Origin of the sequence: Kribbella speibonae (assembly GCF_004331375.1) — a bacterium.
Lineage (GTDB): Bacteria > Actinomycetota > Actinomycetes > Propionibacteriales > Kribbellaceae > Kribbella > Kribbella sindirgiensis.
In genome coordinates this window covers 743,780-763,897 of the sequence record NZ_SJKC01000001.1, presented here as the reverse complement: position 1 = coordinate 763,897, position 20,118 = coordinate 743,780, and the positions used below count along the sequence as shown (strand labels likewise).

The following is a 20,118-nucleotide window of genomic DNA, read 5'->3' as shown; positions in this document are numbered from 1 at the left end:
GACCCGTCTTACTCCGCGGATCCGTCCGCGTCTTCATCTGTGTTCTCCACCGGTACGTCGGCCTTGGCGGCGTCGGCCGGCAATTGTTCGGTCGGCTCCGACACAGCCACCCGGGCCGCCCGCAGGATCCGCTCACCGTGCCGGTAGCCCGGCTGCATGATCATCGTCGCGGTCGGACCGTCGACCTCGTCGGAGTAGTTGTGCAGCAGGGCCTCGTGGATCCGCGGGTCGAAGGTGTCGCCCTTCTCACCGAACTTCACCAGCCCGAGCTTCTCGGTGACCCGCTCCAGCGACTCGGCGACGGCCTTGAACGCGCCCTCGAGCTCACCGGCTTCGCGGGCCCGGCCGACGTCGTCCAGGATCCCGAGCAGCTCCGCGAGCACCGTGCCGATCACGAGCTCCCGCGACGCTTCCCGCTCACGATCCACGCGGCGCTTGTAGTTCACGTACTCCGCCTGCAGTCGCTGCAGGTCCGCCGTACGTTCCGCGAGCGCCTCGGTGAGCAGGGCCTCCTGGGCGGACGGACCGATCAGGTCGGACGGGTCGCGCGGCGGCTGTCCGGCCGGGCCGGCGGCCGCGGGAGGCGCGGACTGCTCCGCAGGCTCCCGCAGCTTGCCGGTTTCCGGGTCGATCCGGCGCTTGTCCCGGACGACGGGCTCGCCGTCACCGAACTCGCTGCCAGTCGGTCGATCCGTCACTTGTCCTCCGTCTTGTCCTGCGGCCGGTCCTCGTCCACGATCTCGGCGTCGACGACATCGTCGTCGTTGGTGCTACTGCTGCCGGCCGTGTCCTCGGAGGTGGCGCCGTCGTCGGTCGAACCGCCGGCGGCCTGGGCGTTCGCGTACATCGCGGCACCCATCTTCTGGCTGGACTGGGCGAGCTTCTCCGAGGCGGCCTTGACCGCGTCGGCGTCGTCACCCTCGAGGGCCTTCTTCAGCTCGGCCACGCCGTCCTTGACCTCGGTCTTGACGTCGTCCGGAACCTTGTCCTCGTTCTCCTGCAGGAACTTCTCGGTCTGGTAGACCAGCGACTCCGCCTGGTTGCGGTTCTCCACCGCCTCGCGGCGCTGGCGGTCCTCCTCGGCGTACTGCTCGGCGTCGCGGACCATCTGGTCGATGTCGGTCTTCGGCAGCGCGGAGCCGCCCGTGACCGTCATCCGCTGCTCCTTGCCGGTGGCCAGGTCCTTGGCGTTCACGTGCACGATGCCGTTCGCGTCGATGTCGAAGGTGACCTCGATCTGCGGCACGTTCCGCGGCGCCGGCGGCAGGCCGGTCAGCTCGAAGTTGCCGAGCGACTTGTTGTCGCGGGCCATCTCGCGCTCGCCCTGGTAGACCTGGATCATCACCGACGGCTGGTTGTCCTCGGCCGTGGTGAAGATCTCCGAGCCCTTGGTCGGGATCGTGGTGTTGCGCTCGATGATCTTGGTGAACACGCCGCCCTTGGTCTCGATGCCGAGGCTCAGCGGGGTCACGTCGAGCAGCAGGACGTCCTTGACCTCACCCTTCAGCACACCGGCCTGCAGGGAGGCGCCGACCGCGACGACCTCGTCCGGGTTCACACCCTTGTTCGGGTCCTTGCCGCCGGTCAGCTCCTTGACCAGCTCGGCGACCGCGGGCATCCGGGTCGAACCGCCGACCAGGATCACGTGGTCGATCTTGGCCACGTCGATCCCGGCGTCCTTGATGACGGCCTTGAACGGGGCGCGGGCGCGCTCCAGCAGGTCGTTGCTCATCTTCTGGAACTCGGCCCGGGAGAGCTTCTCCTCCAGGTGCAGCGGGCCCGCGTCGGTGAGGCTCAGGTACGGCAGGTGGATGGTGGTCTCGGCCGCGGCGGACAGCTCGATCTTCGCCTTCTCGGCGGCCTCGTTGAGGCGCTGCATCGCCATCTTGTCGCCGGACAGGTCGGTGCCGTTCTTGTTCTTGAACTGGGTCACCAGCCACTGCACGATCCGCGCGTCCCAGTCGTCACCACCGAGGTGGTTGTCACCGCTGGTCGCCTTCACCTCGAAGACACCGTCGCCGATCTCCAGCAGCGAGACGTCGAACGTGCCGCCGCCGAGGTCGAAGACCAGGATGGTCTGCTCGGTGCCCTTGTCCAGGCCGTAGGCGAGCGCGGCCGCGGTCGGCTCGTTGACGATCCGGTGCACCTTCAGGCCCGCGATCTCGCCGGCCTCCTTGGTCGCCTGGCGCTGCGCGTCGGAGAAGTACGCCGGCACGGTGATGACCGCGTCGGTGACCTGCTCCCCGAGGTACGCCTCGGCGTCCCGCTTCAGCTTCTGCAGCACGAACGCGCTGATCTGCTGCGGCGTGAACTTCTTGCCGTCGATGTCGACGCTCCAGGCCTCGCCCATGTGGCGCTTGACCGAGCGGATGGTGCGGTCGACGTTCGTGGTGGCCTGGCGCTTCGCCACCTCGCCGACGAGGACCTCGCCGTTCTTGGCGAAAGCCACCACCGAGGGCGTCGTGCGCGCTCCTTCGGCGTTGGGGATGACGGTGGGCTCGCCACCTTCCAGTACGGCGATGACGGAGTTCGTCGTACCGAGATCGATTCCGACCGCGCGGGCCATTCTGTTACCTCCACACTGAGTGAGTCCGGGGGGCGACCCCCGCAACCCCCGGAAACTTGAGTGATGCAGACTCAATGTTGCCGTTCGTCCGCCTCGGTTTCAAATCCGTGACTGAACAAACTTGAGTTCACTGGGCTCAACATTGCACGACGCCCAGCTCATTCCCAAGGCCGACCCCCGATTTCGGGGTCCCGGCCAGGGTGGGGCCAGGGAGACCCCTCCCGAAGCAAACGTTTACCGTGTGATCCTGATTGCTGTGAAACTCCGCCCGATGACCGCAGCCGACCTCGGCGCGGTTCTCGCGCTGAACGGCACCGCGGAAGGTCTTGTCGAACCCCTGAGCGCCGACCGGCTGGACTGGCTCCGGCTGATCGCTGCCCACGCCGTCGTCGTCGACCTGGACGACGTACCCGTCGGTTTCGTCCTCACCTTCACCCCCGGCTCGGCCTACGACGGCCTCGCGTTCGAGGCCTTCACCCAGACCTACGCCGACCGCTTCCTGCTGATCGAACGCATCGTGGTCGCCCCCGAGCACCGGCGTACCGGCATCGCGACCCAGGTCTACCGCGCCATCGAACGCGCCGCCAAACCCTTCGACCGCACAGTAGCCGCCGTCCCCACCAACACCCCAGCCATCCCCTTCCACACCACCCGCGGCTACACCGAAATAGCCAAACAACACCTCCCCAACGGCACCACTACGGTCCTCGTCTCCAAGGATCTGTCCGTCTAGGTTGGCGACCGCCAGGCCATCACAATTGACGGCCCGTCGCCCGGCCACGCACGCACGGCGAGCCGAGCGCCAATTGTGATGGCCTGGAGATCCGCCTGTGGACAACGGCCGACGCGACCTGCGCTAGTGCGCGACCATCAGGACGTGCCCGAGGTCATCGATGTGCTGCTGCGACGGGAAGGCGTGGCGACGTTCGGAGAGCTGCGGGCGATCGTGTCCGGCCACGCAATTCGTGCCGCCCTGGCCGGCGGATCGATCCGCCGGATCGCGAAGGGCGTCTATGCGCTGCCGACGGCGCCCGATCCGATCGCGGCCGCCCGGGCCCAGGGCGGGCTGGTGTCGCATCTCAGCGCCGCGGTACTGCATGGATTCGACGTACTGGAGCTGCCGGACAGACCCCAGATCACCGTCCCGCGTGGGCAGCACCGGCGGCTGAGCCCGGTCAAGTGCGAGCTGCACTGGGCCGACAACGTGCCGTCCGACGGCCCGTGCACCAGCAGGCTCCAGACAGTTTTGGACTGCTCGCGGACCTTGCCTTTCGCCGCCGGTCTCTCGATCGCGGACTCCGCTCTGCGCGGTCGCGTCCTGGACCGCTCCCAGCTCATGGTCGCCGCCGCCGAGCTGAGCGGACCGGGCTGCCGAAGGGCGCGGCGGGTGGCGGCCGCCGCGGACGGACGGGCCGAGTCGCCACTCGAATCGGTGCTTCGCGCGATCCTGATCGAGGCGGGCATCATCGGGTTCGAGCCACAGGTCGTGGTGCGCGACGGCACCTTCTCGGCTCGGATCGATCTGGCCAACTCGGCGCTGATGATCGCGCTGGAGGCCGACAGCTTCGCCCACCACGGGACTCGTACGGCGCTCGCCCGCGATTGCCGTCGGCACGTCAGCCTGACGGTTCGTGGCTGGCGGTTGCTGCGATTCTCCTGGGAGGACGTGATGTTCGACCGGGAGTGGGTGGTCGCCGCGATCCGCGCCGCGGTGGCTGGATCTCCAGGCCATCACAATGTTCGGAAATCCCGCACGGCCACGCTGGGAGCTGTGGGCCAAGGGCAATTGTGATGGCGTGGGGGTCGCCGCCTTACACAGGTCGGCCGTCGATGAAGGTTTGCGTGACCAAAGGGACGGCGGGGCGGTAGGCGAGGTGTAGGTAGGTGGGGGCGTCTAGGACGGCCAGGTTGGCGGGGGTGCCGGGGGTTAGGTGGCCTAGGTCGGGGCGGCGGAGGGAGGCGGCTCCGCCGGCGGTGGCGGACCAGAGGGCCTCGGCGGGGGTCATGTGCATTTCGCGGACGGCGAGGGCGATGCAGAAGGGCATCGAGGACGAGTAGCCGGAACCGGGGTTGCAGTCGGTGGCGAGGGCTACGGTGACGCCTGCGTCCAGGAGGCGGCGGGCGTTCGGGTACGGCGATCTCGTGGAGAACTCGATCGCGGGCAGGAGCCCGGCGACGACGCCGCTCGAGGCGAGGGCGTCGACGTCGGCATCGGTGAGATAGGTGCAGTGATCGGCCGAGGCGGCGCCGACCTCGGCGGCGAGCTGGACGCCAGGACCCTCACCGAGCTGGTTCGCGTGCACTCGGGCCTGGAGGCCGCGGGCGATCCCGGCCTGGAGAATCGCCCGGCCTTGGTCCGCGTCGAACGCGCCGCGCTCGACGAACACGTCGACCCACTTCGAGTGCCCGGCCGCCGCGTCGAGCATCGGCCCGGTCACGAGCGCCACGTAGCCCGCCGGATCGTCGGCGTAGTCGGCCGGTACGACGTGCGCACCGAGGTACGTCGTCTCGTCGGTGAACTGCTGTGCGATCCGCAGCGCCCGCGCCTCGTCCGCGACCGTCAGCCCGTACCCGGACTTGATCTCGACCGTCGTGGTCCCCTGCCGGCGCATCTCGGTGACCAGCCGGGACACGTTCGCAGTGAGCTGTTCGTCGGTGGCCTCGCGGGTCGCCGCCACCGTGGTCCGGATGCCGCCGGCCGAGTACGGCGTACCGGTCATGCGGGCCGCGAACTCCTCGGCCCGGTCGCCGGCGAACACCAGGTGCGAGTGCGAGTCGACGAACCCCGGGATGACCGCCCGTCCGCCGAGGTCGAGCGCACTGTCGGCCGCCGGCGCGTCTCGTCGTTGGCCGACCCAACCGATGGTGCTGCCGTCGATGACAAGCGCGGCGTCGTGGAGTTCGCCGAGCAGCCCGCCGTGGGCGGGATCGTTGGTCACCAGCGAACCGATGCCGGTCAGCAGGAGGGAGCTCACGAGGTCACCGCCGCGATCGAGGTGGACAGAGCGGACGGTACGTCGAGCGCCGAGTGCTTGCCCGCAGCAACTACTCGCCGGCCGGAGACGACCACGTCGGTGACGTCGGCGGCCGTCGCGGCGAACACCGCTGTCTCCACGGTGCCGCCGGTGCCCGCCGTACGAACGCTGTCGAGGCTGACCGCGACGAGGTCCGCGCGGGCGCCCACCTCGATCACCCCCGCGTCCTCGAAGCCGATCGAGCGATGGCCGTCGACCGTTGCCGCCTTGAGGAGCTCCGCCGCGGACCAGTGACCGCGTTCCTGGGACGCCAGCCGCTCGTCCAGCTCGACGGCTCGCATCTCCTCGAACAGATCGATCACCGCATGGCTGTCCGAGCCGAGCGTCAACGGCGACCCCGCATCACGCAGCTGCACCGACGGCCCGATGCCGTCCGCGAGATCGCGTTCGGTGGTCGGGCAGAAGCAGGAGTACGTCGCGGAACTCCCGAGCAGCCCGACGTCGACCGAGGTCAGATGCGTCGCGTGCACCGCACTCGTCCGACCGGACAGGAAACCGGCCTCGTCGAGCACCTGCGCCGGGGTCCGGCCGTACGCCGCGAGGCAGGCCTCGTTCTCGGCGACCTGCTCGGACAGATGAATATGCAGCGGTACGTCGGGAAACGCCGACGCGACCGCACCGAGCTGATCCTGCGGAACGCCGCGCACCGAATGCGCCGCCGCACCGATCACGACGTCGTCCCCGCCGCCGAGCTGTGCGACCCGGGAGGCCCAGGCCGTGGCGTCGCCGTCGCTGAAGCGTTGCTGGACGTCGTTGAGCGGCTGGTCGATGCCGCCCGCGACGTAACAGGTGTCGAGCAGCGCGATCCGGAGGCCGACATCACGAGCCGCCGCGATCAACGCCGTACCCATGGCGTTCGGGTCGTCGTAGCGGCGGCCGCCGGGCGCGTGGTGCAGGTAGTGGAACTCGCCGACCGCGGTGATCCCGGCGAGCAGCATCTCGGCGTACACCGCGCGCGCGAGCTCGTAGTACGTGTCAGGGGTGAGCGCGGCGGCGACGGCGTACATCTGCTCGCGCCAGGTCCAGAACGTGCCGCGTTCGGTCTGCGTGCGGCCGCGGAGCGCGCGATGGAACGCGTGACTGTGACAGTTCGCGAGACCGGGCACAACGAGACCGTTCAGCACCTCGGCGTCGCCGGGGTCCACACCCGTCTCCACCGTCGCGAACCGGCCGTCCGCGACGGTCACCAGCACGCGCGAGGCGAGGCCGGTGGGAAGCAGAGCAGCCGAGCACCAGTACGACTTCACTTGGCGAGATCCTTCAGTACGGCGGCCAGCGCGTCGACGCCGGCCAGGCAGTCGTCCATCTCGGCGTACTCGGCCGGGGAGTGCGAGATGCCCGTCGGGTTGCGGACGAACAGCATTGCGGTCGGGATCCCGGCGTCCGAGAACACGCCCGCGTCGTGTCCCGCGCCGGTCGGCAGCACCGGTGCGCCGTCGAGCACGCTCACCAACCGGTCCCGCAGGCCGGCCGGGAAGTCGACGATCGGCGAGACCGACTCGGGCGTCACCTCGAGCGTCGTACCGTCCCTCTCGGCGCGTTCCGTGGCCTGCTTGGTTATTGCCGCGAGCAACGATTCCAGGGTGGCAGTGTCGGCGGCCCGGGCGTCCAGCCAGGCGGTGACCTGGGACGGTACGGCGTTCGTCCCGTTGGGCTCGACCGAGATCCGGCCGAACGTCGCGCGGGCACCGGCGAGCCGGGCCTGCTTGTTCGCGGCGAGGGCGGTCATCGCGTACGTGAGCATCGGGTCGTGCCGATCCTCCATCAGCGTGGTGCCGGCATGGTTGGCCTCACCACCGAATGTGAACCGGAACCGCCCGTGTGGCCAGATCGAGCTGGCCACACCCACCGGCGCCGTCAGCCCGCGCCCCTGCTCCACGTGCAGCTCGACGAACGTCCCCATCCGCTCGAGCAACGGCGAAGGACCAACTCCGGCCGGATCGATCCCAGCACCTTCCAACGCTTCGCTGAGCCGCACTCCGCCCCGGTCCGTCAGCTGAAGAGCCTTCTCCGCGGACAGCACACCAGCCGCAACCCGGGACCCCAAACAGGGCATCCCGAAGCGCGACCCTTCTTCTTCCACAAAGGCGCCGATTCCAAGAGGCACGCCCGGTTCAAACCCCTCCGCCCGCAACTGATCCACGGCCGCCAACGCAGAGACCACACCAAGCGGCCCGTCGAACGCCCCACCATCAATCACCGAGTCGAGATGACTACCGGTCACAACGCCAGGTCCGTCGGAGGCGCCCCACCACGCGATCAGGTTGCCGATGCCGTCGGACTCGACGGAGAGGCCGCGGGCGGCGCACTGGTCCAGGAACCAGTGCGTCGCCTCGCGTTCGGTGGGGGACCAGCCGCCGCGGGTGTAGCCGCCGGTGTCGGGGCTGCGGCCGATGGCGGACTCGTCCGCCCACAAGGTTTCGAAGCTCAAGACAGCGGGTTCTTCGACAGCCAGTCCTTCGCGACCGCGTCCGCGCTCTCCTTGCCGACGTCGATCCGCTTGACCAGGTCGGTCAGGGCGTCCGTGGTCAGCTTGGCGTCGACGGCGTTCAGCGTCGCCACGACGTCGTCGGACTTGTGGTCGGTCCGGATCAGCGGAACGATGTTGTTCGGCGGCAGGATGTTCTCCGGGTCGTCGAGCTGCACCAGGCCCTGGTCCTTGATCACCGCCTGGGTGGTGAACAGGTTCGTCACCTGGATCTGGTTGTCGGTCAGCGCCTTGATGCTCAGCGGACCGCCCGCGTCCAGCGTCTTGTACTCCTTGAACTCGACGCCGTACTTCTCCTTCAGGCCCTTCAGACCCGCCGACCGGACCTTGAACTCCGAGCTGCCGCCCGCGACCAGGTTCTTGCCCTTGAGGTCACCCAGCGACTTCAGGCTGTACTTGTCCGCGGTCGCCTTGGTGACGACGATCGTGTCCTCGTCGGCGGCCGGCGACTTGTCCAGCACCTCGAGCCCGGGCGTCAGCGCCTTCTTCAGCGCCTCGTACGCCTTGTCGGGGTCGGTCTCGGTGGAGTTCTTGTCGAAGTACGCCAGCGCGGCGCCGGTGTACTCCGGGACCAGGTCGACGGACCCGTCCTTGATGGCGGCCATGTAGGTCTCGCGGTTGCCGATGTTCGGCTTCTTCTTCACCTCGATGCCCTTGGCGGCCAGCGCCTGGCCGTAGATCTCCGCCAGCAGCTGGCTCTCGGAGAAGTCCGCGGACCCGACGGTGATGCTGGTCACCTTGGACGGCGCGGGCGAGTCCCCGGCGTTGCTGCCGCCGAGCTGGTCGCCCCCGCCTCCACAGCCGGCCAGGCCGAGCACGGCCACTCCGGCGATCGCAGTACGGATGAGCGTGGATCTCAACACGAGAGCCTCCAGTGTTCTCGTTCAGCCATCGACCGGTGCCGATGGATGTATCTCAAGTTCAGCAGGTTCGTCGGACAGTTCAGCCGATCTTCAGTCCTGGCGAGACGGCGATCCGCCCGATCAGCGCGAAGAGCGCGTCGAGGGCGATGGCGAGGAGTGCCACCAGCAGGGCGCCGGTGAACATCTGGGGGAAGTCGCGGAGCTTCAGCCCGTCGACGACGTAGCGGCCAAGTCCGCCGAGCGATACCAGGGCGGCGATCGTCGCCGTGGAGACGATCTGCAGGGTGGCGCTGCGGATGCCGGAGATGATCAGCGGCAGCCCGATCGGGATCTCCACCTTGGTGAGGATCTCGCGCCCGGTCATGCCCATCCCCCGCGCGGCGTCGATGGTGGCCGCGTCGACCCCGGACAGACCGGCGTACGTCGAGGCCAGGATCGGCGGGATGCCCAGCGCGACCAGCGCGATCAGCACCGGCAGGAAGCCGATCTGATCGGTCAGCAGCACCGCGATCATCAGCAGGCCGAGGCTCGGCAGAGCACGCGCGGCGTTACCCAGGTTGATGGCCAGGAACGCTCCGCGCCGTGTGTGCCCGATCCGCAGCCCGATCGGCAACGCGATCACGACGGACAGGCCGAGCGCGGCGAACGTGTACCAGAGGTGCTCGACGATCCGCGCCCAGATCCCCTCGTTGCCGGACCAGTTGAACGAGTCGGTCAGGTATTCCCACATGTCACGCCACCTCCGCCACGGGTGTCGCGACCCGCGCCCAGGGAGTCAGGACCCGCTGCAAAGTGACCAGGATGAGGTCCGCGACCAGCGCGAGCGCCAGCGACAGCACCACGCCGACCACGACCGGGGTGAGGAAGTCCTTCTGGAAGCCCAGCGTGAACAGCTCCCCCAGCCCGCCGATCCCGATCACCGCGCCGACGCTCACCATCGAGATGTTCGCGACCGTGACGACGCGCAGACCGGTGAAGATGACCGGTACGGCGATCGGCAGGTCCACCGCGACCACCCGGTGCAAGGCGCCGTACCCGACCGCGATCGCGGACTGCCGGACGTCGGGCGGTACGGAGCGGAGTCCGTCGATCACGTTCCGGATCAGCAGCGACACCGTATAGATGGTCAGCGCCACGATGATGTTGACCGTCGACAGCACCTTGGTCCCGAGGACCGCGGGGATGACGATGAACAGCGCGATCGACGGCAGCGAGTACAGGACGCCGCCGAACGCGATCAGCGGGTTCGCCAGCCAGGAGTAGCGCGTCGCGACGTACCCGAGCGGCACCGAGATGATCAGCCCGAGGATGACCGGAACGATCGCCAGGTAGAGGTGCTCGCGCAACTGTTCCCAGATCAGTCCCAGGTTGTCGCCGATCCAGGTCATGAGCGCAAAGCTTCCGCGACGGTCGCTTGGTCGATGACGCCGACCGCCTTGCCGTCGTCGTCCACGCAGACGCCGCAGCCGGTCGGCGAGGTGAGTACGGCGTCCAACGCCGCGCGCAGCGAATCACCGCGCTTGAACACAGCCCCGACAGGCAGCAGCTCCTCGGACCCGTTACGCCATCCGAGCGGTACGCCGTCCTGCAACGCCAGCTCGTCCGGCAACGGCTTCACCGGCAGCTCTTCCGGGTGCACGAATGTCAGCGCGCGGTAACCCCGGTCCTGCCCCACGAACCCGCGGACGAACTCGTCGGCCGGGTTGGCGAGCAGCTCGGCCGGCGGCGCGAACTGGGCGAGCTTGCCACCGACCCGCAGTACGGCGACGTTGTCACCGAGCTTGATCGCCTCGTCGATGTCGTGCGTGACGAACACGATCGTCTTGCCGATGTCGCGCTGCAGCCGGAGCAGTTCCTCCTGCAACTGGTGGCGGACGATCGGGTCGACCGCGCTGAACGGCTCGTCCATCAGCATGATCGCCGGGTCGGCCGCCAGCGCCCGCGCGACGCCGACTCGTTGCTGCTGGCCACCGGACAGTTGCGCCGGGTACCGCTCGGCCAGCTTGACGTCGAGGCCGACGCGTTCGAGCAGCTCCATCGCCGTACCGTGCGCCTTGCGCTTGTCCCAGCCGATCAGCTTCGGCACGGTGGCGACGTTCTCCACGACCGTCTTGTGCGGGAACAGGCCGGCGTTCTGGATCACGTACCCGATCCCGCGGCGCAGCGTCACGGCGTCCTTGCCGTTGATGTCGTCGCCGTCGATCGAGATGGTCCCGCTGGTCCGCTCGATCGTGCGATTGATCATCCGCAGCGAGGTGGTCTTGCCGCAGCCGGACGGGCCGACGAACACGGTGATCTGGTTGCTCGGGATCCGCAGGGACAGCTTGTCGACGGCGACGGTGCCGTCCGGATACCGCTTGGTGACGTCCTCGAACTCGATCATGGCGCCCCTTCGCGCTTGTCGTCGGTCGCCCGAAAGACCCTAGCGGACCGCGAGACTGAAGCCACGCGATCGGACGGTTTCTCGGTTCGTGGGAAAGTGCACTGTAATGGTAGAGATACTGAGGGTGGTCAGCTCTCCCGCATCGGAACCCGGACACCCTTGTCGTCGGCGACCTCGACAGCCTTGTCGTAGCCCGCGTCGACGTGCCGGATGACGCCCATCGCCGGATCGTTGGTGAGTACCCGCTCGAGCTTCTGCCGGGCCAGGTCGGTGCCATCGGCAACCGACACCTGGCCGGCGTGGATGGACCGGCCGATGCCGACGCCGCCGCCGTGGTGGATCGACACCCAGGACGCGCCGCTGGCCACGTTCACCATCGCGTTCAGCAACGGCCAGTCCGCGATCGCGTCCGAGCCGTCCAGCATGCCTTCGGTCTCCCGGTACGGCGACGCGACGCTGCCGGTGTCCAGGTGGTCGCGACCGATCACGATCGGCGCCTCGAGTTCACCGGAGGCCACCATCTCGTTGAACCGCAGCCCGGCCTTGTCGCGTTCGCCCTGGCCGAGCCAGCAGATCCGTGCCGGCAGCCCCTGGAACGCGACCCGCTCGCCGGCCATCTTGATCCACCGGCTCAGGTGCTCGTTGTCTGGGAACAAGTCAAGAATGGCCTGGTCGGTGCGAGCGATGTCCGCCGGGTTGCCGGACAGCGCGGCCCACCGGAACGGGCCCTTTCCTTCACAGAAAAGCGGCCGGATGTACGCCGGAACGAAGCCGGGGAAGTCGAACGCCCGGGAGTACCCCGCCTTCCGCGCCTCGTCCCGGATCGAGTTGCCGTAGTCGAACACCTCGGCGCCCGCGTCCTGGAACCCGACCATCGCCTCGACGTGCCGGGCCATCGACTCCTGCGCGCGCTGGGTGAACCCGGCCGGGTCCTTCTCGCGCGCGGTCACCCAGTCCTCGAACTCGACGCCGACCGGCAGGTACATCAACGGGTCATGCGCCGAGGTCTGGTCGGTGACGATGTCGATCGGCGCACCGCGCCGCAGCAGATCGGGCACGATCGTCGCCGCGTTGCCGAGCACTCCGATCGACAACGGCCGCCGCGCCGCCTTCGCTTCTTCCGCGAGCCGCAGCGCCTCGTCGACGGACGACGCCCGTACGTCGAGGTAGCGGTGCTCGATGCGCCGGTCGATCCGCGAGGAGTCGACGTCGATACAGATCGCGACGCCGTCGTTCATCGTGACCGCGAGCGGCTGCGCGCCACCCATCCCGCCGAGGCCGGCGGTCAGCGTGACGGTACCGGCCAGCGTGCCGCCGAACTTCTTCTCCGCGACCGCGCCGAAGGTCTCGTACGTGCCTTGCAGGATGCCCTGTGTGCCGATGTAGATCCACGATCCGGCCGTCATCTGGCCGTACATCGTGAGCCCCATCGCCTCGAGCTTGCGGAACTCCTCCCAGGTGGCCCAGTCGCCGACCAGGTTCGAGTTCGCGATCAGCACCCGCGGCGCCCACTCGTGCGTCTGCATGACGCCGACCGGGCGGCCGGACTGCACGAGCATCGTCTCGTCGTCCTTCAGCGTGGTCAGGGTGCGCACCATCGCGTCGAACGAGTTCCAGTCGCGGGCGGCCTTGCCGGAACCGCCGTACACGACGAGTTCGTCAGGGTGCTCCGCGACCTCGGGGTCGAGGTTGTTCTGCAGCATCCGCAGCGCGGCCTCCTGCTGCCAGCCACGGGCGGTGAGGGTGGTTCCGCGGGGCGCGCGTACGGGACGGGGTCCGGACATGGGTGATCCAGCCTTTCTAGAGGAGCGGGCCGGTGACGGCCTCGGCGGCGGTGACATAGGTGCCGTCGGCAACAAGCCGGACGGAGTGCTCGAGTTCGGGCGCGAGATGCCGGTCGGTGCCCGGACCCTCGACGTACTCCCGGAGGGCGGTCCGGACGGCGGCGGTGGCCGGCGCCGGGTCCAGCGGCGCGCGCAGGTCGAGCGCCCGCGCGGCCGTGAGGATCTCGATGGCCAGCACCCGCTGCAGGCCGTCGACCGCCTTACGCAGCTTGCGCGCGGCCGACCAGCCCATCGAGACGTGGTCCTCCTGCATCGCGCTGCTCGGGATCGAGTCGACGCTCGCGGGGACGGCGAGGCGCTTCAGCTCGGAGACGATCGCGGCCTGCGTGTACTGCGCGATCATGTGGCCGCTGTCCACGCCCGGATCGTCGGCCAGGAACGCGTTCAGGCCGTGGTTGCGGGCGACGTCGAGGAAACGGTCGGTACGCCGTTCGCTGATACTCGCGAGGTCCGCGACGGCGATCGCGAGGAAGTCGAGCACGTACCCGACCGGAGCGCCGTGGAAGTTGCCGTTGGACTCGACCCGACCGTCCGGGAGCACGACCGGGTTGTCGATCGCGGCGGCGAGCTCACGGCCGGCGACGCTCGCGGCGTGCGCGGCGGTGTCGCGGGCGGCGCCGTGAACCTGGGGTGAGCACCTGAGGGAATAGGCGTCCTGCACCCGGTTGCAGTCCGGACCGCGATGGCTGGCGACGATCGCGCTGTCCTTCAGGATCGCGCGCAGATTGGCGGCGGACGCGGCCTGGCCGGGGTGCGGACGCAGCGCCTGCAGGTCCTCGGCGAACACGCGGTCGGTGCCGAGCTGCGCCTCGACGCTCATCGCGGCGGCCAGATCGGCGGACTTGAACAGCCGGTCCAGGTCGGCGAGCGCGAGGAGCAGCATGCCGAGCATGCCGTCGGTCCCGTTGATCAGCGCGAGGCCTTCCTTCTCGGCCAGGACGACCGGCTGCAGACCATGAGCTTCGAGGGCCTCGCCGGCGTCGCGAAGGTTGCCGTCGGCATCGCGGACCTTGCCTTCGCCCAGGATCGCGAGGGCGACATGGGACAGCGGGGCGAGATCGCCCGAGCACCCGAGGCTGCCGTACTCGTGGACCACCGGCGTCAGGTGCGCGTTCAGCAGACCGGCGTACGCCTGGGCCGTCTCGACCTTCACCCCGGTGCGGCCGGTGGCTAGGGTCGACAGTCTCAAGAGTGCCAGCGCCCGGACGACCTCGGTCTCCACCTCGGGACCGGAGCCGGCCGCGTGCGAGCGGATCAGGCTGCGCTGCAGCTGCGCCCGGAGCTCCGGCGCGATGTGCCGCGTGGCGAGCGCACCGAACCCGGTCGAGACGCCGTAGTGCGGGGTGTCCGCGTGGGCCAGCGCCTCGATCGCGGCGCGCGACTTCGCGATCTCCTTGAGGGCCTGGTCGTCGATCCGTACCTGCGCGCCGTACCGTGCGACCGCGACCACTTCGGCCGGGGTCAGCGGTCCTACGCCAACATTCACTGTGTGTTCCACCCGAACATTGCACCGCGCCCGGTCGCTCCTGGACAGCAGCGCCGTACCACTATTCGTCTCGGATCTGAGACAGCCTTCGCGACCCTCGGTAGCCGTAGAGTCCTGCCATGGTGTTCGAGATCCGGACGGCGCGGCCGGAGGATGCGGTGGGGGTCGCCCGGGTCTGGGCCGCGGCGATGCCGCACCTGGTGAAGACCGCGCGGGCCGTCGAGCTGCAACTGAAGCACGCCCGGAGCCAGGAAGTGCTGATCGCCGTCGACGGCCCGGAGGTCGTCGGGTACGCGAACATCTACCTGCCGCCGGCGGACGCCCAGGCGCCGCGGGTGCGGGTCACGATCCAGGTGCCGCCGGAGTACCGCCGCCGCGGGATCGGGAGTGCGTTGACGACCACGGTCACGGATCGGTGCACGGAGCTCGGCGCCGGACGGCTGCTGGTGGTCGTGAGTGAGGACTCTCGGGACTTCGCGACCAAGCGCGGGTTCACGATCGGCCGGCGAATGTCGCACTCCGCCGCCGACCTGACCGCCGCGCGCGAGCCGGTCGCGCCGCCGGAGGGCTTGCGCGTGGCGACGTACGACGAACTGGACCCGCGGCAGGTGTACGACGCCGAGGTCCAGGTGCGCGACGACGACCCGAGCGGGCTGTCGGGCGGACCGGCGTACGAGGAATGGGGCCGTACGACGTGGTCCAACCCGGACAACCGGTACGACCTGAGTGTCGCCGTACTGGACGGGGACCGGGTGCTGTCCTTCGTGACCACGACCGCGGATCCGGACCGCAAGCTGATCTGGTCGAACCTGACCGGGACGATCCCCTCGGCGCGTGGCCGCGGGCTGGCGAAGGTGGTGAAGTCCGTGGCGCTCGCCCGCGCACGGGAGGCCGGGTTCACGGTCGCGTCGACCGGGAACGACGCGGCGAACGAACCGATGCTCGCGGTCAACCGGTGGCTCGGCTACCGCGAGACCGGCGGCGCCTGGACCGCGGAGAAGGCACTGTGAAGCGCCTCGCGATCTCCCTGACCTTCTTCCTGGTGCTGGCCCTCATCATCGGGTACATGGTGTCCGGCCCGTCCTTCATGGACTGGAGCGTGGCCGGCGGGCTGTTCGCGGTCGCGGTCGCCGGTGAAGGCTTCCGGTACTGGCTGCGCCGAACCCGGGCGAAGAAGCGCTCCAGCGTCTGAGACCGGGTTACAGTGCCGTTGTGAGCGGCAACGTTCCCGCCTCGACCCGGACCCTGCGGGTGCTGACGTTTCTGGCCACGCAGCCTGGTCCCGTACCGATGGAGCGCATCGCCTCCGCGGTCGGGTTGCCGCGCTCGTCGACGTACCACTTGCTGCGGGCAATGATCGACGAGGGGTTCGTCGTACATCTGCCCGAGGAGAAGCGGTACGGGCTCGGGGTGGCCGCGTTCGAGATCGGGTCCGCGTACCTGCGGCACGACCCGCTCGAGCGACTGGCGCGGCCGCTGCTCGCGCAACTGGTGCACGAGGTGGGGCAGACGGCGCATCTCGGCGTACTGCACGGTCGGGAGCTGGTCTATCTACTGAAGGAGCAGCCGCCGCGCCCAGTCACGCTGGTGACCGACGTCGGCGTACGGCTCCCTGCCACTCTGACCGCCTCCGGGCGCGCTCTCCTCGCCGAGCTCCCGCCGGCCCAGGTACGGGCGTTGTTCCCGGCGCCGGAGTCCTTCGTCCGGCGTACCGACTTGGGACCTCAGACGCTCACCCAACTCCGCCGCATCCTCGCCGACGAGAAACGCCAGGGCTTCGCCGTAGAGGACTCCTTCATCACCCCCGGCGTCGCCTCGGTAGCCAGCGCCGCCGTAGACCACGCCGGCCACCCGGTAGCCGCCATCAGCGTCACCTTCCGCACCGACGCAGTCCCCGCCACCGACCGCCCCCACCTAGCCCACAAAATCCGCCAAGCAGCCAAAGCCCTGACCCGCCGCCTCCACGGATAGAACCGGCGTCGGCTACCAGGAGGACTTGGTGATGCCGGGGAGTTCGCCTCGGTGGGCCAGTTGGCGGAAGGTGATTCGGGAGAGGCCTGCTTTGCCGATGTAGCCGCGGGGGCGGCCGTCGGTGGTGTCTCGGTTGCGGATTCGGGTGGGGCTGGCGTCTCGGGGGAGCTTTTGGAGTTTTAGTACGGCCTCGGCGCGGTCCTCGGACGACGTGGCCGGATTGGCGATGGTCGCCTTGAGGGTGGCGCGGCGGTCGGCGTACTTGGCGGCGGTTCGGCGGCGGTGGTTGTTGCGGGCGATCTTCGCCGTGGTGGCCATCTACCGCTCTTCGCGGAAGTCGACGTGGGCGCGGAGCTTGGGGTCGTACTTGCGGATCACCAGGCGGTCGGGATTGTTCCGGCGGTTCTTGCGCGTTACATAGGTGAAGCCGGTGCCTGCGGTACTGCGGAGTTTGACGATGGGGCGGAGGTCGTTGCGCTTGGCCATGCCGCACAGTGTACTTTGTACTGGTTATCGTTTTCAATAAGACGGGAGAGCAGATGCTGCCGGTGACCTTGCTGACGGGTCTCGACGACGGGTTCCGCGGCGCCGTCGCGGGGAATCTGCTGGCCGCCGCCGGCCCGCGGGGCGTCCTGGTGGAGTACGACGTGAGCGCCCTGAGCACCGGCTCCGTGGTCCGGGTCGCACGCACCGCGACCGGCGTGATCGACCGCGAGGTGATCACGATGGACCACCCGTGCGTCTCCTGCGCGATGCGCGGCTCGCTCGTCCAGCTACTGGCGAGCATCGCCGCCGTCGAGCAGTACGACGTCGCGATCGTCAACGTCCCCACCGCCGGCGACACGCACGCGATCGCGACCGAGATCGAGCACGACACCGACCTGACCGTCGACGCGGTCATCACGACCGTCGACACGGCGACCGCGACCGCCGACCTGACCGGCGAAGACCTGATCCGCGAGCGCGGCATCCCGACCGCGGCCGAAGACGGTCGCGCGATCGCCGAGGTCGTCGTACGGCAACTCGAGTCCGCCAACGCCGCCGTCCTCACCGACGACGACGAAAGCACCCGCACACTCGTCCAGGCGATCAACCCGCAACTCCTGATCAGGACCACACCGGCCGGCCTGCTCGGCCTCCGCCGGAAGGTTCCCACCGTCGAAAACGGCTCGATCGCCGCACCGTCGGAACGCACCTTCGTCTGGCAGGCAGCACGTCCGTTCCACCCGGAGCGGCTGTACGACGCCCTCGAGGACCTGGTCGCCGGCACGGCCCGCGGCCGCGGCACGCTCTGGATCGCGACCCAGCACCGCAGCCGGCTCAGCTGGGACAGCTTCGGCACGAACATCTCGATCGGCATCCTCGGTCCGTGGCTGGCCGACCTCCCGGCGGACCGCTGGGCAGCCGTCGGGCAGCAGCACCAGGCGCGGTCGGCCCTCGAGTGGCACCCCGAGTACGGCGATCGCGCGTCGTACCTCTCGCTGACGGGCGTCGCCCTGGACGCCCGGGAATTACAGGAGCGCCTCGACGGTTGTGTCCTGCGTGCGGACGAAGCGGTCCACCCCCTGACCGATCCGTTCGCTCCCTACTTGGAAGGAAGTACCGCAGCATGAAGAAGGACATCCACCCCGACTACCGCCGGGTCGTCTTCCGGGACAAGTCCGGCAACTTCAGCTTCCTCACCGGTTCGACGCGCGAGAGCAACGAGACCGTCGAGTGGCACGACGGGAACACCTACCCGGTCGTCGACGTCGAGATCTCGTCCGCGAGCCACCCGTTCTACACGGGCCAGCAGCGCGTGATGGACACCCAGGGCCGCGTGGAGAAGTTCAAGAAGCGCTACGGCCAGAAGTAACCACTGGCCTTCAACGGCCCGCCGCCTCCCCCGAGGCGACGGGCCGTTTTGCATGCCGCAGAGAGTTCTTTGGGCCTCCACCAACCATTTCGGGGCCCTGGAAATGGTTGGTGAGGGCACAAAGAGAGGCTTCGTCTCGGATTCGAGATGGGAAGGGGTGTGGGGTAGTGGGAGTTCGCGGGTGCGGCGGATCACACTGTGCGCATGGAGCCGGTTGAGCTGACGGGTGCCGGGTTGAGCCCGCTGGAGGCGGTGGCGCTCGGGCAGCGGCGTACGGCGGTGCGGCTGAGTGACGACGCCCGGAAGCGGATGGACGAGTCGGCGCGGGTGGTGGCCGAGGTCGCGGGGCGGCGGCCGGTGTACGGGCGGACCACGGGCGTCGGGGCGAACCGCGACGTACTGACATCGGACCCGGAGCACGGCGCGCGCTTGCTCGGATCGCATTCAACCACCGGTACGACGTCGTACCCGAAGGACGTCGTACGGCTGGGGCTGCTGATCCGGGTCAACCAGCTCGCGGCGGGCGGGTCCGGGCTCGACCCGGCAGTGGCCGACGCGATCGTCGGGCTGCTCAACGACGACGATCTCCCGGACCTGCACCGCGGCGGCGCGATCGGCACCGGCGACCTCGGCCCGCTCGCCGAACTCGGGCTCGCGCTCGGCGACGTCATCGACGGGACCAGTGCGCTCCCGCTGCTGTCCAGCAACGCGCTCACGCTCGCGGAGTGCTGCCTCGCGTACGTCGAGGCCGCCACGCTGATCAACGTCGTACCGCTGGTCGGCGCCCTCTCGCACGTCGCGCTCCGCGGCAACGCCGAGGTGTACGACGTCCGCGTCCAGGAGGCCCGCCCGCAGCCGGGCCAGGTGAGGGTCGCGCGCCGGATGCGCGAACTGCTCGACGACTTACCGCTCAAGCCTGCGCGGGTCCAGGATCCGTTCGGATTAAGGGCTTTCGCGCAGGTCCTCGGCCCCGCCGTCGACCATGCCGATGCCTTGGGCAACAGTGTACGGATCGACATCAACGCGGCCGCGGAGAACCCGCTGGTGAGCGGCGGCACCGTGCTGCACAACGGCAACTGGCACGCGATGCCGATCGCGCTCGCGCTGGACTCGCTGCGGCTCAGTCTGCACAGCGTCGCGACCCTCTCGACCACCCGGGTGGCGAACCTGGTCGACCCGGACTACACGGGCCTCAGCCGGTTCCTGGCGAGCGGCGCCGAGGCGAGCTCGGGCGTGATGATGATCGAGTACGTCGCCCACGACGCCCTCGCCGCGGTTCGCGCCGCCGCGCAGCCGGCGACTCTCGGTACGGCGACCCTGTCCCGCGGCGCCGAACTCCACGCGAGTTTCGCCCCGCAAGCCGCATCGTTGACGAAGCAGCTCCTCGACGCGCTCCGTGAAGTCCTCGCCAGCGAACTCGTCACCGCAGTCCGCGCGATCCGCCTGGCCGGCCTGACACCCAACGACCTCGCCCCGGCGGCCGTCGGCCCCTGGCTGACCGACGCCCTCGCCGCGCTCCCGGACGACCTGGCCGACCGTTCACTCCGAGAGGACCTGGAGATCGCCCGCGGCCTACTCACCCAGTGGGGCGACCGCCAGGTCGAACATCCGGCCGAATCGGGCTAGG

21 protein-coding genes are annotated in these 20,118 nt (G+C 69.2%); 8 read left to right on the top strand and 13 right to left on the bottom strand.

Annotation, left to right across the window (positions count from 1 at the left end; all coding sequences use genetic code 11):
* Positions 1 to 8: 8 nt before the first annotated feature.
* Together grpE and dnaK are read right to left on the bottom strand one after the other, a co-directional pair.
* Entirely contained in the window at positions 9 to 698 is a 690-nt protein-coding gene (gene grpE / locus E0H92_RS03865; RefSeq protein ID WP_131464625.1) for a nucleotide exchange factor GrpE, read from the bottom strand.
* The gene (dnaK, locus tag E0H92_RS03860; RefSeq protein WP_131464623.1) at positions 695 to 2,566 is read right to left on the bottom strand and encodes a molecular chaperone DnaK; all 1,872 of its coding nucleotides are present in this window, start codon (positions 2,564 to 2,566) and stop codon (positions 695 to 697) included. The genes grpE and dnaK overlap by 4 nt, the downstream gene beginning before the upstream one ends.
* A gap of 271 nt (positions 2,567 to 2,837) precedes the next feature.
* Here dnaK and E0H92_RS03855 point away from each other — a divergent pair, with 271 nt between their 5' ends.
* Complete coding sequence (locus E0H92_RS03855; protein WP_131495400.1) at positions 2,838 to 3,299, top strand: GNAT family N-acetyltransferase; 462 nt, start codon at positions 2,838 to 2,840, stop codon at positions 3,297 to 3,299.
* Positions 3,300 to 3,443: 144 nt separating this feature from the next.
* Positions 3,444 to 4,358 carry a DUF559 domain-containing protein gene (locus tag E0H92_RS03850; protein WP_131495399.1) on the top strand — a complete coding sequence of 305 codons (915 nt, stop codon included), beginning with the start codon at positions 3,444 to 3,446 and terminating at the stop codon, positions 4,356 to 4,358.
* A 19-nt stretch (positions 4,359 to 4,377) separates the two neighbouring features.
* Here E0H92_RS03850 and hutI read toward each other — a convergent pair whose 3' ends face one another.
* From hutI to hutH, 9 genes are all read right to left on the bottom strand, one after another.
* Positions 4,378 to 5,541, bottom strand: a complete 1,164-nt coding sequence (gene hutI, locus E0H92_RS03845) for an imidazolonepropionase (protein WP_131495398.1) — start codon at positions 5,539 to 5,541, stop codon at positions 4,378 to 4,380.
* Positions 5,538 to 6,848 carry a formimidoylglutamate deiminase gene (locus E0H92_RS03840; RefSeq protein ID WP_131495397.1) on the bottom strand — a complete coding sequence of 437 codons (1,311 nt, stop codon included), beginning with the start codon at positions 6,846 to 6,848 and terminating at the stop codon, positions 5,538 to 5,540. Before E0H92_RS03840 ends, hutI begins: the two co-directional genes overlap by 4 nt.
* Positions 6,845 to 8,032 carry an allantoate amidohydrolase gene (locus E0H92_RS03835; RefSeq protein ID WP_165549683.1) on the bottom strand — a complete coding sequence of 396 codons (1,188 nt, stop codon included), beginning with the start codon at positions 8,030 to 8,032 and terminating at the stop codon, positions 6,845 to 6,847. The genes E0H92_RS03840 and E0H92_RS03835 overlap by 4 nt, the downstream gene beginning before the upstream one ends.
* The gene (locus tag E0H92_RS03830) at positions 8,029 to 8,952 is read right to left on the bottom strand and encodes an ABC transporter substrate-binding protein (protein ID WP_131464613.1); all 924 of its coding nucleotides are present in this window, start codon (positions 8,950 to 8,952) and stop codon (positions 8,029 to 8,031) included. The genes E0H92_RS03835 and E0H92_RS03830 overlap by 4 nt, the downstream gene beginning before the upstream one ends.
* Positions 8,953 to 9,031: 79 nt before the next feature.
* Positions 9,032 to 9,682 carry an ABC transporter permease gene (locus E0H92_RS03825; protein WP_131464611.1) on the bottom strand — a complete coding sequence of 217 codons (651 nt, stop codon included), beginning with the start codon at positions 9,680 to 9,682 and terminating at the stop codon, positions 9,032 to 9,034.
* Between the two features lies 1 nt (position 9,683).
* A complete protein-coding gene (locus E0H92_RS03820; RefSeq protein ID WP_131464609.1) occupies positions 9,684 to 10,340 on the bottom strand; it encodes an ABC transporter permease in 657 nt (218 codons plus the stop codon).
* Positions 10,337 to 11,335, bottom strand: coding sequence for an ABC transporter ATP-binding protein (locus E0H92_RS03815; protein WP_131495396.1), 999 nt, complete (start codon positions 11,333 to 11,335; stop codon positions 10,337 to 10,339). The genes E0H92_RS03820 and E0H92_RS03815 overlap by 4 nt, the downstream gene beginning before the upstream one ends.
* Positions 11,336 to 11,463: 128 nt before the next feature.
* Positions 11,464 to 13,119, bottom strand: a complete 1,656-nt coding sequence (gene hutU / locus E0H92_RS03810) for a urocanate hydratase (RefSeq protein ID WP_131464605.1) — start codon at positions 13,117 to 13,119, stop codon at positions 11,464 to 11,466.
* Between the two features lie 16 nt (positions 13,120 to 13,135).
* Complete coding sequence (gene hutH, locus E0H92_RS03805) at positions 13,136 to 14,677, bottom strand: histidine ammonia-lyase (protein ID WP_131495395.1); 1,542 nt, start codon at positions 14,675 to 14,677, stop codon at positions 13,136 to 13,138.
* A gap of 107 nt (positions 14,678 to 14,784) precedes the next feature.
* On the opposite strand from hutH, the gene E0H92_RS03800 reads away from it, so the two are divergent.
* The 3 genes from E0H92_RS03800 to E0H92_RS03790 are packed head-to-tail and all read left to right on the top strand — an operon-like array spanning position 14,785 to position 16,636.
* Positions 14,785 to 15,675 carry a GNAT family N-acetyltransferase gene (locus E0H92_RS03800; protein WP_238173303.1) on the top strand — a complete coding sequence of 297 codons (891 nt, stop codon included), beginning with the start codon at positions 14,785 to 14,787 and terminating at the stop codon, positions 15,673 to 15,675.
* Positions 15,672 to 15,857 carry a hypothetical protein gene (locus tag E0H92_RS03795; protein WP_131495394.1) on the top strand — a complete coding sequence of 62 codons (186 nt, stop codon included), beginning with the start codon at positions 15,672 to 15,674 and terminating at the stop codon, positions 15,855 to 15,857. The genes E0H92_RS03800 and E0H92_RS03795 overlap by 4 nt, the downstream gene beginning before the upstream one ends.
* Before the next feature lie 20 nt (positions 15,858 to 15,877).
* Positions 15,878 to 16,636 (top strand): IclR family transcriptional regulator, encoded by a 759-nt coding sequence (locus E0H92_RS03790; RefSeq protein WP_131336098.1) that lies wholly within the window; start codon positions 15,878 to 15,880, stop codon positions 16,634 to 16,636.
* Positions 16,637 to 16,648: 12 nt separating this feature from the next.
* On the opposite strand, the gene rpsN is transcribed toward E0H92_RS03790, so the two are convergent.
* A complete protein-coding gene (gene rpsN, locus E0H92_RS03785) occupies positions 16,649 to 16,954 on the bottom strand; it encodes a 30S ribosomal protein S14 (RefSeq protein WP_131464599.1) in 306 nt (101 codons plus the stop codon).
* Positions 16,955 to 17,122 carry a 50S ribosomal protein L33 gene (gene rpmG / locus E0H92_RS03780; protein WP_131283873.1) on the bottom strand — a complete coding sequence of 56 codons (168 nt, stop codon included), beginning with the start codon at positions 17,120 to 17,122 and terminating at the stop codon, positions 16,955 to 16,957.
* Positions 17,123 to 17,175: 53 nt separating this feature from the next.
* On the opposite strand from rpmG, the gene E0H92_RS03775 reads away from it, so the two are divergent.
* The 3 genes from E0H92_RS03775 (at position 17,176) to E0H92_RS03765 (ending at position 20,117) form a co-directional block, all read left to right on the top strand.
* Positions 17,176 to 18,249 (top strand): GTP-binding protein, encoded by a 1,074-nt coding sequence (locus E0H92_RS03775; RefSeq protein ID WP_131495393.1) that lies wholly within the window; start codon positions 17,176 to 17,178, stop codon positions 18,247 to 18,249.
* Positions 18,246 to 18,491 (top strand): type B 50S ribosomal protein L31, encoded by a 246-nt coding sequence (locus tag E0H92_RS03770; protein ID WP_131464595.1) that lies wholly within the window; start codon positions 18,246 to 18,248, stop codon positions 18,489 to 18,491. Before E0H92_RS03775 ends, E0H92_RS03770 begins: the two co-directional genes overlap by 4 nt.
* Positions 18,492 to 18,695: 204 nt before the next feature.
* Positions 18,696 to 20,117 carry an aromatic amino acid lyase gene (locus E0H92_RS03765; RefSeq protein WP_131495392.1) on the top strand — a complete coding sequence of 474 codons (1,422 nt, stop codon included), beginning with the start codon at positions 18,696 to 18,698 and terminating at the stop codon, positions 20,115 to 20,117.
* Position 20,118 lies beyond the last annotated feature (1 nt).

What these genes read in the sequence shown, in the direction of transcription:
- dnaK (WP_131464623.1), bottom strand. Translation starts at nt 2,566, where the DNA reads ATGGCCCGCGCGGTCGGAATCGATCTCGGTACGACGAACTCCGTCATC.
- E0H92_RS03855 (WP_131495400.1), top strand. Translation starts at nt 2,838, where the DNA reads ATGACCGCAGCCGACCTCGGCGCGGTTCTCGCGCTGAACGGCACCGCG.
- E0H92_RS03825 (WP_131464611.1), bottom strand. Translation starts at nt 9,682, where the DNA reads ATGTGGGAATACCTGACCGACTCGTTCAACTGGTCCGGCAACGAGGGG.
- E0H92_RS03820 (WP_131464609.1), bottom strand. Translation starts at nt 10,340, where the DNA reads ATGACCTGGATCGGCGACAACCTGGGACTGATCTGGGAACAGTTGCGC.
- E0H92_RS03815 (WP_131495396.1), bottom strand. Translation starts at nt 11,335, where the DNA reads ATGATCGAGTTCGAGGACGTCACCAAGCGGTATCCGGACGGCACCGTC.
- hutU (WP_131464605.1), bottom strand. Translation starts at nt 13,119, where the DNA reads ATGTCCGGACCCCGTCCCGTACGCGCGCCCCGCGGAACCACCCTCACC.
- E0H92_RS03800 (WP_238173303.1), top strand. Translation starts at nt 14,785, where the DNA reads ATGGTGTTCGAGATCCGGACGGCGCGGCCGGAGGATGCGGTGGGGGTC.
- rpsN (WP_131464599.1), bottom strand. Translation starts at nt 16,954, where the DNA reads ATGGCCACCACGGCGAAGATCGCCCGCAACAACCACCGCCGCCGAACC.
- rpmG (WP_131283873.1), bottom strand. Translation starts at nt 17,122, where the DNA reads ATGGCCAAGCGCAACGACCTCCGCCCCATCGTCAAACTCCGCAGTACC.
- E0H92_RS03775 (WP_131495393.1), top strand. Translation starts at nt 17,176, where the DNA reads ATGCTGCCGGTGACCTTGCTGACGGGTCTCGACGACGGGTTCCGCGGC.
- E0H92_RS03770 (WP_131464595.1), top strand. Translation starts at nt 18,246, where the DNA reads ATGAAGAAGGACATCCACCCCGACTACCGCCGGGTCGTCTTCCGGGAC.
- E0H92_RS03765 (WP_131495392.1), top strand. Translation starts at nt 18,696, where the DNA reads ATGGAGCCGGTTGAGCTGACGGGTGCCGGGTTGAGCCCGCTGGAGGCG.